Annotated in this window: 9 protein-coding genes; 4 read left to right on the forward strand and 5 right to left on the reverse strand. The window is 53.9% G+C overall.

The window, feature by feature from the left end:
- The first annotated feature begins 21 nt into the window (after positions 1–21).
- Together K1X45_RS11885 and K1X45_RS11890 are read left to right on the forward strand one after the other, a co-directional pair.
- Positions 22–1161, forward strand: coding sequence for an efflux RND transporter periplasmic adaptor subunit (locus K1X45_RS11885; protein ID WP_220158929.1), 1140 nt, complete (start codon positions 22–24; stop codon positions 1159–1161).
- Positions 1158–4367: an efflux RND transporter permease subunit gene (locus K1X45_RS11890; protein WP_255560404.1), complete on the forward strand. Its 3210-nt coding sequence runs from the start codon at positions 1158–1160 to the stop codon at positions 4365–4367. The genes K1X45_RS11885 and K1X45_RS11890 overlap by 4 nt, the downstream gene beginning before the upstream one ends.
- Positions 4368–4404: 37 nt before the next feature.
- On the opposite strand, the gene hydA is transcribed toward K1X45_RS11890, so the two are convergent.
- Both hydA and K1X45_RS11900 read right to left on the reverse strand, forming a co-directional pair.
- On the reverse strand, positions 4405–5901 hold the full coding sequence (gene hydA / locus K1X45_RS11895) for a dihydropyrimidinase (RefSeq protein ID WP_220158930.1): 1497 nt from the start codon (positions 5899–5901) through the stop codon (positions 4405–4407).
- Positions 5902–5995: 94 nt separating this feature from the next.
- Positions 5996–7240: a Zn-dependent hydrolase gene (locus K1X45_RS11900; RefSeq protein ID WP_220160487.1), complete on the reverse strand. Its 1245-nt coding sequence runs from the start codon at positions 7238–7240 to the stop codon at positions 5996–5998.
- 360 nt (positions 7241–7600) lie between these two features.
- Between K1X45_RS11900 and K1X45_RS11905 the strand changes: the two genes are divergently transcribed.
- Complete coding sequence (locus tag K1X45_RS11905) at positions 7601–8269, forward strand: TetR family transcriptional regulator C-terminal domain-containing protein (RefSeq protein WP_370627035.1); 669 nt, start codon at positions 7601–7603, stop codon at positions 8267–8269.
- Between the two features lie 87 nt (positions 8270–8356).
- Here the strand turns inward: K1X45_RS11905 and preA are convergent, their stop codons facing one another.
- From preA to K1X45_RS11920, 3 genes are all read right to left on the reverse strand, one after another.
- A complete protein-coding gene (preA, locus tag K1X45_RS11910; protein ID WP_220158931.1) occupies positions 8357–9670 on the reverse strand; it encodes an NAD-dependent dihydropyrimidine dehydrogenase subunit PreA in 1314 nt (437 codons plus the stop codon).
- 1 nt (position 9671) lies between these two features.
- A complete protein-coding gene (locus K1X45_RS11915) occupies positions 9672–11162 on the reverse strand; it encodes an NAD(P)-dependent oxidoreductase (protein WP_220158932.1) in 1491 nt (496 codons plus the stop codon).
- A 356-nt stretch (positions 11163–11518) separates the two neighbouring features.
- A complete protein-coding gene (locus K1X45_RS11920; protein WP_022710560.1) occupies positions 11519–11983 on the reverse strand; it encodes a CoxG family protein in 465 nt (154 codons plus the stop codon).
- A gap of 287 nt (positions 11984–12270) precedes the next feature.
- Here K1X45_RS11920 and pgi point away from each other — a divergent pair, with 287 nt between their 5' ends.
- Positions 12271–13923 (forward strand): glucose-6-phosphate isomerase, encoded by a 1653-nt coding sequence (gene pgi / locus K1X45_RS11925; RefSeq protein ID WP_220158933.1) that lies wholly within the window; start codon positions 12271–12273, stop codon positions 13921–13923.
- Positions 13924–14045 lie beyond the last annotated feature (122 nt).

Below are 14045 nucleotides of genomic sequence, written 5' to 3' on the forward strand. Positions count from 1 at the left end.
TTGCGGCAAGATCGGAAGATAATGAAAAACTGGAAACAAATTACGGTTTGTTTGGTCGTGGCTGCCGCCGCCTTCGGGGGCTGGAGCTGGTATAATACTGAACGTTCCGCAACACAGGACACCGGCGGCGCACCGGCAGCAGGGCAGAGTGGCGCGCGCAACGCGCCTTTGGTGGTTGTAAAGCCAGCCCAGAAGCAGGTCGTCAATGACAAGCTGAGTGCGATCGGCAGCGGTGTTGCGCTCAATACGGTTGCGGTTTCGCCTTATTCAAGCGGAACTATTCGCCGGTTTCTGGTGAGTGCAGGCACCACCGTTCAAAAAGATCAGGTCATTGCCGAACTGGATGCGGAAACAGAACAGATCGCCGTTGAGAAAGCACAGGTGCTGCTGAAAGACGCGGAAATCACACAACAGCGTATGGCAACTTTGCGGGCTTCCAACACAGCAACACAGGTACAGGTTGTTGCGGCAGAGCTTGCTCTGGCCAATGCAAAACTGGCTGTGAAGGATGCGGAACTGGCGCTCAGCCGCCGTTCGGTTACAGCACCGATTGCCGGTATTGTCGGTATTCTGCCGGTGGATGCGGGGAATTATGTAACATCCTCCACCACCATCGCTACGATTGATGACCGTTCAAAACTGCTGATTGATATCTGGGTGCCGGAACGGTTTGCACCGCAATTGCGGTTGGGACAGGCCGTGACAGCAATGCCGACGGCTCTGCTAGGTAAGAGCTTTCAGGGGCAGGTCAGCGCCATGGATAATATGATTGACGCGGCCAGCCGAACTTTGCGGGTGCGTGCGGAAATTACCAATCCGAGCGATGTGCTGCGTGCCGGTATGTCTTTTACCGTGACTATCCTTTTCCCCGGCGATCAGTATCTGGCGGTTGACCCGCTGTCTGTGCAGTGGGACGGCGATGGTTCTTATGTCTGGCGCATTACCAAAGATGGCAAGGCCGAGCGTGTTGCTGCGCGGATTATCCAGCGCAATGCCAATGCAGTGCTGGTTGATGGTGCACTGGCTGAGGGTGATACGATTGTCACTGAAGGTGTGCAGAATGTGCGTGAAGGCGGCAATGTGACGATTAAGGGCGCGGGCAACACCGCCAGCCCGAAAGAACCGGCCACAGCGCAGGCAAATAGTAAACAGGCAGGATGATGATGAATTCTGATAAATCATCCGCTGAAACCAATACAGTGACTGAGGATGTAGCCGGCGCTGAAGAAAAAGGCGGCGGGCATAATCCGCAGACCGGCGGTTTTACGGCATTGTTTATCCGTCGTCCGGTTTTTGCTTTCGTGCTCAATGTGCTGATTGTGGTAGCAGGTCTTGCCGCATTGAGCGGCGTGGATATCCGCGAATTGCCGGATGTTGACCGTCCGGTTATTTCGATCAGTACCACGTTTGACGGAGCATCTGCCGAAACGGTTGACCGCGAGGTCACGCAGGTTCTGGAAAATGAAGTTGCCCGTGTTTCCGGTGTGAAGAATATTTCTTCAACCTCATCATTCGGCCGCAGCCGTGTGACGGTTGAATTCAATGATGGCGTGGACATCAATGTCGCCGCCGCTGATATGCGTGACTCGATCTCGCGCGTGGCCAACCAGATGCCGGAAGAAGCCGATGCGTCGCGTATCATCAAGGCGGATTCCAATGCTGATGCGGTCATGCGTCTGGCAATCGCGTCTGAAACGCTCAGCGTTGATGATATGACGGTGATTGTGGAAGATCAGATTGTCGATGTGCTTTCCGCCGTGCCCGGTGTTGCCGATGTGGAAACCTATGGCGACCGCGATAAGATTTTCCGTATTGATATCGACCATAAACGTCTGGCCAGTTATGGCCTGACCTTTGCCGATGTCAGTTCGGCACTGGCTTCTATGGCTTTGGATCAGCCCGCCGGATCATTGCGCAGCGCTTCTCAGGCGATTGTGGTGCGAGCCACAGCATCGGTTTCCTCGCCGCAGGATTTCGAGAATATCATCATTAAGGGGCAGACCCGCATCCGCGATGTCGCCAATGTCACGCTGGGGCCGGATATTGAAAGCTCGGCAGTGCTCAATAATGGCCGTAACAGTATCGGCCTTGGCATTATCCGTCAGGCTCAGTCCAACACTTTGGATATTTCGGACGGTATTCGTGCGGAAGTTGAGCGCCTGAATAAGACATTGCCGGAAGGCATGACAATGCGGGTGACCAGTGATGATGCGAACTTCATCCGTGGTGCGATGCATGAAGTGGAAATCGCGCTGACTGCAGCGATCCTCATCGTTATTGCTGTCATCTATATGTTCCTGCGGGATATCCGCGCGACACTAATCCCGACTGTTTCCATTCCTGTGGCGCTGGTCGGTACTGTCGCGGCGATTTATCTGGCAGGTTTTTCGATCAATATTCTGACCCTTCTGGCGCTGGTTCTGGCAACCGGTCTGGTGGTGGATGACGCGATTGTGGTGCTGGAAAATATTGTCCGGCGTCGTTCGATGGGGTTGGGGCCGCGTGCGGCTGCGGTGCTTGGCACGAAAGAAGTGTTCTTCGCGGTTATCGCCACAACACTGACACTGGTGGCGGTGTTTGTGCCGATTTCCTTCTTGCCGGGACAGGCCGGCGGCTTGTTCCGTGAATTCGGTTTCGTGCTGGCAATTGCCGTGCTGCTGTCCTCCGTGGTGGCGCTCACGCTGTGTCCTATGCTGGCTTCGCGGTTTCTGACGGCCGAAAGCATCGCCCATGAAACCGCCACAGATAAGCCGCGCGGGCTTGTCTATCGTATCAGTGCAGGTCTGGCACAATTCTATCGCCGCAGTCTGCATTGGTGCCTTAATGCGCCGTGGATTGTAGTTGCGGCGGCTCTGGTTTTCGCCTTCTTCTCATTAAGTGCCTATACGACTTTGCGTCAGGAACTGACACCGAATGAGGATCGTTCTGCGGTTATGCTGCGTATTTCCGGCCCGCAGGGCATCAGTATTGATTTCCTGCGCTCGCAGCTTGAGCAGATTGACGTGGCGCTCAAACCGCTGCGCGATAATGGCGAGATTGTAAATTCCTACGCTATTGCCGGTTCCGGCGGTGCGTCCAATAACGGCTTTATGGTGCTGACACTGGCCGACTGGGCAGAGCGCGACCGTAAGCAGCAGGAGATTGTTGCCGATATTAATAAGCGTCTGCGTCCGATTACCGGCGTGCGTGCATTTACTCTGCAGCCAAACAGTCTCGGTATTCGCGGTGCCGGCAATGGTTTGCAGTTCACGCTGGTCGGCAATGATTATGCAACGATCCAGCCGGTGACCCGCGCTTTGCTGGCCGAGATGGAGAAAGACCCGCGCTTCCAGCAGCCGCGCCTGTCGGTGGACGCAACGCAGCCGCAACTCTCGGTACAGATTGACCGCGAGCGGGCATCGGATCTCGGCATTGATATTACCGGTCTCGCCAATGCAGTGCAGTCGGTGCTCGATGGACGCAGGATCGGCGCGGTCTATATCGGCGACCGTTCCTATGATGTGAAGATGATGGCGACGTCCAATCCGATCAATGATCCGACGGATCTGGAAAATGTCTTCATGCGTACCGGTGACGGCCGTTATGTCTCGATGGCAACGATTGCATCGGTAAGGGAAATTGCGGTGCCGCCGCAGCTGGCGCGTGAACAACGCCTGCGCTCCATTGCGATTACTTCAGGTCTGAGCAGTGATTTTGCTCTGGGCGATGCTTATAAAACCGTGCAGGAACTGGCCGCGCCATTACTGCCTGCCGGAGTGCAGATGGTACCGCTGGCAGAAGCGGCCACGCTGGGCGAAACCTCGACAGGTCTGTTTCTGGTATTCGGCTTTGCGGTGGTGATCATTCTGCTGGTTCTGGCCGCGCAGTTTGAGAGTTTTGTCAGTGCGCTGATCGTTATGGCGACTGTACCGCTGGGATTGGGCTGTGCCATTGTGGCGCTGATCCTCACCGGCACGAGTCTGAATGTGTATAGCCAGATCGGGCTGGTCTTGCTGGTCGGTATTATGGCGAAGAACGGTATTCTGATTGTGGAATTTGCCGATCAGTTGCGTGACCGCGGCCTGTCTTTACGTGAGGCGGTGGAAGAAGCATCGAATATCCGCCTGCGTCCGGTTTGTATGACAATGATCTGTGCGGTGCTTGGCGGTATTCCGCTGGTCATCGCTTCCGGTGCCGGTGCGGAAGCCCGTATTGCGCTGGGCTGGATTATTGTTGGCGGTCTTGGTCTGGCAACCATTGCCACACTCTATGTGACACCGGTTGCCTATCTGCTGCTCGGCCGTTTCACCAAGCCGAAAAGCGATGAAGAAAAACGTCTGGATCGCGAGCTGGCTCATGCGGCCACGCTGGAAATGAAACCGGAATAAATGAAAAACGGCGGGTATTTATCCCGCCGTTTTTATTTCACACGCCTATCGGCATCAGTGCCGGATCACGTTCCACTTTGCGTGGTGCTACTACCTCTTTCCACACCGACAAAGCCTGCTGCTGCGGTGTATTCGGTGCGCGTTCAATAAAACGTCCGTCTCCTGGTTCTGCCAGAATTTTGCCCTGCGCATAGGCAACACGCCCGCCGCTGATGGTCATGCGCGGCAGACCGGTCACTTTCATGCCTTCAAACACATTGTAATCAATCGCCGATTGCTGGGTTTTGGCCGAGATTGTCTTGGTTGCATTCGGATCCCAGACCACCAGATCAGCGTCCGATCCTTCCAGCACGGCACCTTTGCGCGGATAGATATTGAGAATTTTCGCCGCATTGGTGGAGGTAACAGCGACAAATTCATTCTCGGTCAGGCGACCGGTGCGCACACCTGTCGTCCAGAGCACCGGCAGACGCTCTTCCAGCCCTGCTGTGCCATTCGGGATTTTGGTGAAATTACCAACGCCGTGACGCTTTTGTTCGGTGGTGAAAGCGCAATGGTCGGTGGCCACACATTGCAGGCTGCCTGCGCTCAAACCTGCCCAGAGACTGTCCTGATTGATCTTGTCGCGAAATGGCGGCGACATCACACGCCGCGCTGCATAGTCCCAGTTTTTATTCTGATATTCGCTTTCATCCAATGTCAGATGCTGAATCAGCGGTTCGCCGTAAACACGCATGCCTTTCTGGCGGGCACGGCGGATGGCCTCATGCGCCTGTTCGCAGGAGACATGCACCACATAGAGCGGCACGCCCGCCTGATCGGCAATCATGATAGCACGGTTGGTGGCTTCGCCTTCCACTTCCGGCGGGCGGGAATAGCTGTGTGCCTCAGGTCCTGTATTGCCTGCTGCCAGCAGATTTTGCTGTAATTGCGCGACAATATCGCCGTTTTCGGCATGCACCAGCGGCATGGCGCCGATTTCAGCACAGCGGCGGAACGAGGCAAACATCTCGTCATCATTGACCATCAATGCGCCTTTATAGGCCATGAAATGTTTGAATGTATTGACGCCGCGTGCCACCACTTCCGGCATTTCATTATAGCAGCGTTCGCTCCAGCCAGTGACGGCCATGTGGAAGGAATAGTCGGTGCGCGCTTTGCCTGCTTTCTGAAACCAGTCCTGTAAGGCTTCCAGCAGATTGCCCACCGGTGAGGGTAGCACAAAATCCACCACCATTGTGGTGCCGCCTGCCAGTGCCGCAGCGGTGCCGCTGTCAAAATCATCGGAACTGTGGGTGCCCATAAACGGCATTTCCAGATGGGTATGGGGATCAATGCCCCCCGGCATAATCAGGCAGCCATAGGCGTCAATTGTGGTGTCGCCCTGCAAGTCATGGCCGATAGCGGCAATTTTGCCGTCTGCAATCAGGATATCGGCATCGTAAGAGCGGTCTGCGGTAACGATTTTACCGCCTTTAATCAGTGTGGTTTTGTTATCTGCCTGTGACTTGGTATGCGATCCGGAATATGACATTGTTCGTTTCCCCTTATGGTTTTTTGCGAACAGATGCTGATTGATCGAAAAGGTTAAAGGCTCCGGCACAAATGTCTCATACCGGAGCAGGTATTTATACGATTTCAGCGGTCTCCAATGCCGCATGCAACAGCACATCAGCGCCATTGCCGGCCCATTCTTTGGTGATATCTTCCGCCTCATTATGGCTCAGGCCATCCACGCAAGGGCACATAATCATGGCTGACGGTGCGACCTGATTGATCCAACAGGCATCATGACCGGCACCGGAAATAATATTGCGGTGTGAGAGACCGAGACGCTCGGTTGCCTGACGGATGGTCGATAGGCAGGTCTCGTCAAAGGAAACCGGATCAAACGCGCCGACTTCTTCAATCTGATAGGTCAGACCGATTTTCTCACAGATTTCCGCTACGGATTTCTCCAGTTTCTGCACCATTTTGGCGAGTTCTGCTTTATCCGGATGACGGAAGTCGGCCACAAAAACAGCAGTACCGGGAATGATATTGCGGGAATTCGGGCTGATATGGGCATAGCCCACGGCACCCACGCCATTCGGTGCGTGCTCCCATGCAATCTCGTCCACCCGCTCGGTGATACGTGCCATACCAAGCCCTGCATTCACGCGTTTGCGCATCGGTGTTGAGCCGGTATGGGCTTCTTTACCGGTGAGCGTAATCTGCAACCATTTCAGCCCCTGACCGTGGGTGACAATACCGATATCCAGACCTTCGTCTTCAAGGATAGGCCCTTGCTCAATATGTAACTCGTAATAGGCTTTGATCGGGCGCTTGGCGGTCGGGATTGAACCTTCAAAGCCGATGCGTTTCAGCTCGTCGCCAACGGTTTTACCGTCCGCATCCGTGCGGGATTTCGCCCATGCTTCATCAAAGAGACCGGCGAAAACACCGGAAGCCAGCATGGCGGGAGCAAAACGGGCGCCTTCTTCATTGGTCCAGTTGACCACTTCAATCGGATGACGGGTTTTAATGCCGAGATCATTGAGGGTGCGCACCACTTCAAGCCCGCCGAGCACACCGAGCACGCCGTCAAATTTACCGCCGGTCGGCTGTGTATCGAGATGGCTGCCGAGCATCACCGGTGGCAACGACGGATCACTGCCTTCGCGGCGGGCGAACATATTGCCCATCGTGTCGATGCCCATAGTCATACCGGCATCTTCGCACCATTTCTGAAAAAGCAGCCGACCTTCACGGTCTTCATCGGTCAGGGTCTGACGGTTATTCCCCGTTGAAATGCCGGGGCCGATTTTGGCCATATCCATCAGGCTGTCCCAGAGGCGGTCAGCATTGGTTTTGAGATTGCTGTTCAGATGCATGTTCATGTCTGTTTCCGTATGCGGTCTGTATTAATCATGATAAGTTCATAAAGGCGCGGGGAGACGGCATGTGAATTTCCTCCTCATTGAGCGCATCGTGAAAGATGATGCGTTTTGGCGTAATAAGCGCAGCCTTGTCAGAGGCCGCACAAAAAGAGCCTTGATTGTTTCCCCAAAAACACGTTGATTACTGCTCCGTTCTGTTGCGGAGTATTTTATGAAACCGGCTTGTTTCCGTTGCTGGAAACCGGCTGCTGTATCATCCACTAAAATCCGTTCAGGACAAGAGAATATCGGTGGCCGAATTTGCCTGTAACGCATTATATTTGCAGGCAGTATGAAAATGCGGGGAAGAGCAGCATGGTACGGAAATCTAAACCGGCTAAAGACATTTCCGTGATGCAGCAGGAACAGCCTGAAAACCTGTCGCGTATTCAGGAAATGAACCGCAAGCTCATTCTTGAAGCCGCGCTGGATGTGTTCTCGACCTATGGTTTTCGTGGTTCCACCATTGACCAAATCGCGTTGAAATCCGGCATGTCGAAGCCTAATCTTCTGTATTATTTCCGCCGTAAGGAAGATATTTACAATACGGTTTTGCAGCAGACGATGGAAGAATGGCTGGCCTCGCTGCAGTCTATTGATCCGCAGGGCGAGCCGCTGGAAGAGCTTGGCTCTTATATCCGCAACAAGATCGAGATGGCATTCCGCAATCCTGCGGCTTCGCGCCTGTTCGCCAATGAGATTATGCATGGTGCACCGGCAATCGGCACTTTCCTGCAAGAGGATATGCGCGAACTGGTGGATGAAAAAGCGGCCATGATCGGGCAATGGATGGAAGAGGGCAGGCTGGCAAAGACTGATCCGCATCATCTGATTTTCACGATCTGGGCGACGACCCAGCATTATTCCGATTTTGAAACGCAGTTGCGCGCAGTGCTCGGTGAAAAATTTGATGCGCCGGATTGCTGTGAGAAAACGGTACAGGCGGTCAGCGCCATTTTGCTCAACGGTATTCGTCCCCGTTAAACAGGGAAAGATAGCGGCAGGATAATCTCTGCCGCTCTCTGTTTTATGAGCTGTGATGACTGCCTGTCTTGTCACCGTTTACCGCTCCTATTCTGCCGCCTGTTTGTGTTTTGCCATCGGATTGTTCGGATGGGTCGTCCAGTTGGCATAATCAGGGCTGATCGGCTCTTTGGTGCGCGGATCAATGCCGGAAACCTGCTCCATGGTGATACAATCCTGCACAGGGCAGACGCTCACGCAGAGATTGCAGCCGACACATTCCTCATCAATCACCTCGAAATGGCGCACGCCGTCCACTATCGAAGTAATCGCCTGATGGGAGGTATCCTCACAGGCAATGTGACAGCGGCCGCATTTGATGCAGGCATCCTGATCAATCCGCGCTTTTGTAACGTAATTGAGGTTGAGATATTGCCAGTCAGTGACCTGCGGGGTTGCGCGGCCACGGAAATCATCCAGTGACTGATAGCCTTTGCTATCCATCCAGTCAGACAGACCGTCGATCATTTCCTGCACAACTTTGAAACCATAGGTCATAGCTGCTGTGCAGACCTGAACCGTGCCGCAGCCAAGCGAAATATATTCCGCTGCATCGCGCCATGTGGTGATGCCGCCGATACCGGAAATCGGCAATCCGCGTGTTTCCGGATCGCGGGCAATTTCCGCCACCATGTTGAGCGCAATCGGTTTGACCGCAGGGCCGCAATAACCGCCGTGGGAACCACGTCCGTCGATGCTTGGTTGCGGAGCAAAATTGTCGAGATCAATGGAAACAATGGAATTGATGGTATTGATGAGCGATACCGCATCGGTTCCGGCGTTTTTGGCAGCGCGCGCAGGCATACGGATATCGCTGATATTCGGGGTGAGCTTGGTGATAACCGGCATTCGGCTATATTGTTTGCACCATTTTACCACCATGGCCACATATTCCGGCACCTGACCGACAGCAGCACCCATGCCGCGTTCGCTCATACCGTGCGGACAGCCGAAATTCAATTCAATGCCGTCAGCGCCGGTTTCTTCAACCCGTGGCAGAATGGCCTTCCATGCTTCCTCTTCGCAGGGCACCATGATGGATGCGATCAGAGCGCGGTCAGGCCAGCGGCTTTTCACCTCTTTCATCTCGCGCAGGTTGATTTCCAGAGAGCGGTCGGTAATCAGCTCAATATTGTTGAAGCCGAGCAATCTGCGGTCAGCGCCCCAGATAGCACCATAGCGCGGCCCGTTGACATTGACGACCGGCGGGCCTTCCGCACCCAGCGTTTTCCAGACAACACCACCCCAGCCGGCTTTGAAAGCGCGTTCCACATTATAGGCTTTGTCGGTTGGCGGGGCAGAAGCCAGCCAGAACGGATTGGGTGAACGAATACCGAGAAAATTCGTGGTCAGATCAGCCATGTCAGTGATCCTTTGCCGAAGATGATGTCGTGTGATTGTGCACCGATGGTGCATGCGGATGGAGGCTCGGCAGATCTTTGCGATTGGCTGCCAGCACGGCCTCGGCAAAGCCGCTCACGGCTTCCGGCAATTGCATCAGATGGTGATGGATGGATTGCGCGGCGATCTTGCCGTCCTGCACCGAGGCAACAGTCAGATCCTGACCGCCAGAAACACAATCGCCGCCAGCCCAGATGCCTTTCACACTGGTGCGGTTTTCAGTATCGGTTTTTATCCGCCCGCCGCTCATTTCCATGCCACTGGCACCAAGGCCTTGGCCGTCGAGCTTTTGGCCGATGGCTTTGTAAATCTGATCGGCGGCTAAGGTGAGTGTGGCACCGGTGGCAACCAGTTTGCCTTCGCGCTGCTCGGTCTGCGCAAAGCGGATCGCGATGGCTTGCTCCTGTTCATTGAGCAGAATTTCCTCCGGTTGCAGGCAGTCACGGATCACCACGCCTTCCATCTGTGCCAGTTGCTGTTCATAGAGGCTGGCATTCATATGTTCACGGTCACGGCGGTAGGCCAGCGTTACATTCTCTGCGCCCAGCCGTTTGATCTGGATAGCAATATCAATCGCTGTCATACCACCGCCGATAACCACGACGTTCTTGCCGATATTCAGGCGGGAAAGGTCAGAACTTTGGCGCAGTTCTGCGATGGTGCGTACGGCATCCAGCACATTCTCGGCATCTTCACCGGCAATATGCAGCCGGTTTGTGCCGCCAAGGCCTAGTCCTAAAAATACTGCATCATAACCGGAGCGTAACGCATCCAGCTGGATGTCTTTGCCGAGAGCTTTGCCGGTTTCAATAGTAATGCCGCCGATTTTCAGGATGAATTCCAACTCGCGGGCAGCGAAATTATCGACGCTCTTATAAGAGGCGATACCATATTCATTGAGGCCACCGCCTTTCGGGCGGGCTTCAAAAATCGTCACCGTATGGCCTTCGCGTGCCAGCGCATGGGCGCAGGCAAGACCGGCAGGTCCTGCACCAACAACTGCCACGCTTTTGCCGGTAACCGGCGCACGGGTGAAGGGGTGAACACCGCTTTCCATCAGGTGATCGGTGGCATGACGCTGCAATAGTCCGATACGTACGGGCTTGCCTTCTGCCGCTTCACGCACGCAGGCTTCTTCGCACAGAGTTTCAGTCGGGCAGACACGGGCGCACATACCGCCGAGAATATTCTCGCTCAAAATCGTGCGTGCAGCACCTTGAGGATTGCCGCCTGCGATCTGGCGGATGAATTGCGGAATATCAATATGGGTCGGGCAGGCCGTCATACATGGCGCATCATAGCAGAAATAGCAGCGGTCTGCTTCTACCAGTGCTTCATGCTTGTCGAGCGGCGGATGCAGATCGGCAAACACATCCTGATAATTATCAAGGCGGTTCGGCCGGATATCCGCTGCTGTATTGTTGTGCCTGTCATGCGAATGCTGGTCACTCATGCTCCTGTCACTCCTCCCGGCACAGTCGCAGTTAAGACAAGCGATCTGGTGCTTAAAATCAATGTCAGAGGTGCCGGACGGCTGTTCGCGCAGTTGCGCCAAGCAAAATCCGGTTATGCAAATGCTGTCTCAGAACGCATGTTGATGCGCGTCCCGCGTTGGTTCATTGCTGCATGGTGGGGAAGCGGCGTGGTTCCCTTATTATACGCCGGTTCCGCAATCTGTCAGAGCCGAGCACTTTTTTGCTTTGTGTGCTTTTGGCTTCTGTAGACTCAGCATGACAGATTTTTGCGGAAGGTCAAATTTTTTATCAGATGGTCAAAATATGACAAATATACTCATAAAATACACCTGAGTTATGCACTGCCTTGGCGTATATTCTGTGCTGCGGCTTCGCCGATATTGGCGAAAAACCGGTCAGCTATTTTGCGTGCCGTATTGCCGAGCAGCTTGGTGCCGAGCTGGGCAATTTTGCCGCCTGCATCACCATTGATCGTATAGCGCAGAATGGTCACATCAGGGCTTTCTTCGATCAGTTCCACATCGGCACTGCCTGCAGCGAAACCGGCAATCGAACCCTGACCTTCACCGCTGATCGTATAGGAAAATGGCGGGTTGAGATTGGAGAGGATCAGCAAGCCGTGAAAGCGGATTTTGATGAGGCTGAGATTAACAAGAATAGCCGCCTGAATGTCGGTTTCCGACAGCCGCTCCAAGGTCTCGCAACCCGGAATACAGGGCTTGAGAACGTCCACATCATTCATCGCATCCCAAACAGCCTGCCTTGGTGCCTGAATGCGTTCTTCGCCGGTCAGATCCATATTTATCCCTTAAAACTTATGTCTTGCAGTTCACTCAGGTTTAAGTGCAGAATATTTTTAAATTCTGTTTTTGGAGCATGTGCTGCGTCACGGGTGTTAAACCTGATCATTGAACTGTGACATGCTCCGCCTGATATTTCGTCTATGATATCGGTTTCAATCACAAGAAAACAACGTCTGAATTTTGTTTTTATTTATCATGCCCTTAAAACACTTCAATCGGTTCATATCTAAAGTGTTATAGGTTGTATTGAGAAGCAGTTATTCTTTACCCGGGAGTGGTTGGCATGGCATTGAATGAAGCGGCAATTGCGGCAGGTGTGACAGCCTTGAAAGCACATTGGCAGACAGTTGCGCAAAAGCAGAATATGCGTGAAGCCTTTGCCGCAGATCCGCAGCGTTTTGAGCGCTACTCCCTCAAACTGGATGACTTGCTGCTCGACTGGTCAAAATGCCGTGTCAATGATGAGACAATGGCATTGCTCAAAGATCTGGCAATGGCCTGCAATGTGGAAGGGCAGCGCAATGCTATGTTTGCCGGTGAGCCGATCAACACCACCGAGAACCGTGCCGTTCTCCATGTGGCACTGCGGGCAAAGCCGGATGATGTTATTGTAACAGATGGTGAGGATGTCGTGCCGCAGGTGCAGGATGTATTGCACCGTATGAGCCTCTTCAGTGAGGCAATCCGTGCCGGTGATCTGGCTGGTGCCACAGGGCGCACTATCACCGATGTGGTGAATATCGGTATCGGTGGTTCAGACCTCGGGCCGGTGATGGCAACACTCGCGCTGACACCGTATCATGACGGGCCGAATACACATTTCGTTTCCAATATTGATCCGGCGCATATTGCCGATACGCTGCGCGATCTCGATCCGGAAACCACGCTGATTATCATCGCGTCGAAAACTTTCACTACGATTGAAACCATGACCAATGCAAAAACCGCCCGTAAATGGGTGGCTGATGCTCTGGGTGAAGAGGCTGTCGGTGCGCATTTTGTAGCTGTTTCTACCGCACTCGATAAAGTAGCAGCCTTCGGTATCCAGTCGGAGCGGGTCTTCGGTTTCTGGGATTGGGTTGGCGGGCGCTACTCCGTATGGTCGTCCATCGGATTGCCGGTCATGCTGGCGATCGGCGCGCATAGATTTAAAGAGTTTCTCGCCGGTGCCCATGCAATGGACGAGCATTTCCGCACTGCGCCGTTTGAGCAGAACTTGCCGATGATGCTGGGTGTGATCGGCTATTGGCATCGTGAAATCTGTGGCTTCGGCAGTCGTGCGATTATTCCTTACGATCAGCATCTGGCGCGTTTACCTGCCTATTTGCAACAGCTGGATATGGAATCCAACGGCAAGAGCGTGAAGCGTGACGGCACACCGGTTTCCGGCGTCACCGGCCCTGTGGTCTGGGGAGAGCCCGGCACCAACGGGCAGCATGCTTTCTTCCAGCTTTTGCATCAGGGAACCGATACAATTCCGCTGGAATTTATGATCGCAGTGCATACGCATGAGCCGGAACTGCTGGAACAGCATCAGATGTTGCTCGCCAATTGTTTTGCCCAGAGCGAGGCGCTGATGAAAGGCCGCACGCTTGAAGAGGCGCAGGCACAGTTGCGTGCGCGTAAATTGCCGGAAGCGGAAGTGGAACGCATTGCCCCGCATCGTGTTTTCTCCGGCAATCGCCCGTCAATCACTATTCTCTATGACAAGCTGACACCTTTTGCGCTTGGGCGTCTGATCGCGCTTTATGAACACCGTGTTTTTGTGGAAGCGCAGCTCTTTGGTATCAATGCATTTGACCAATGGGGTGTGGAGCTTGGCAAAGAACTGGCAACAGAATTGCTGGATGTCGTTACCGGAAAACAAAATGCCGGTGGCCGCGATGCCTCCACACAGGGTCTGATTGCACATCTGCATCAGGCATCGCAGGTGTAAAAACCTGATCCTCATACACTGAAAACTGCTTGCCGATACGTGACAAGCATCTGTTTTTCGTGTTTGTTGATAATGGTTTATGGAGTAACCGCCGGAATGAGGTGATTGAAAATCCTGTCCGG

This window comes from Pseudochrobactrum sp. Wa41.01b-1, assembly GCF_019464455.1.
Classification (GTDB): Bacteria; Pseudomonadota; Alphaproteobacteria; order Rhizobiales; family Rhizobiaceae; genus Pseudochrobactrum; species Pseudochrobactrum saccharolyticum.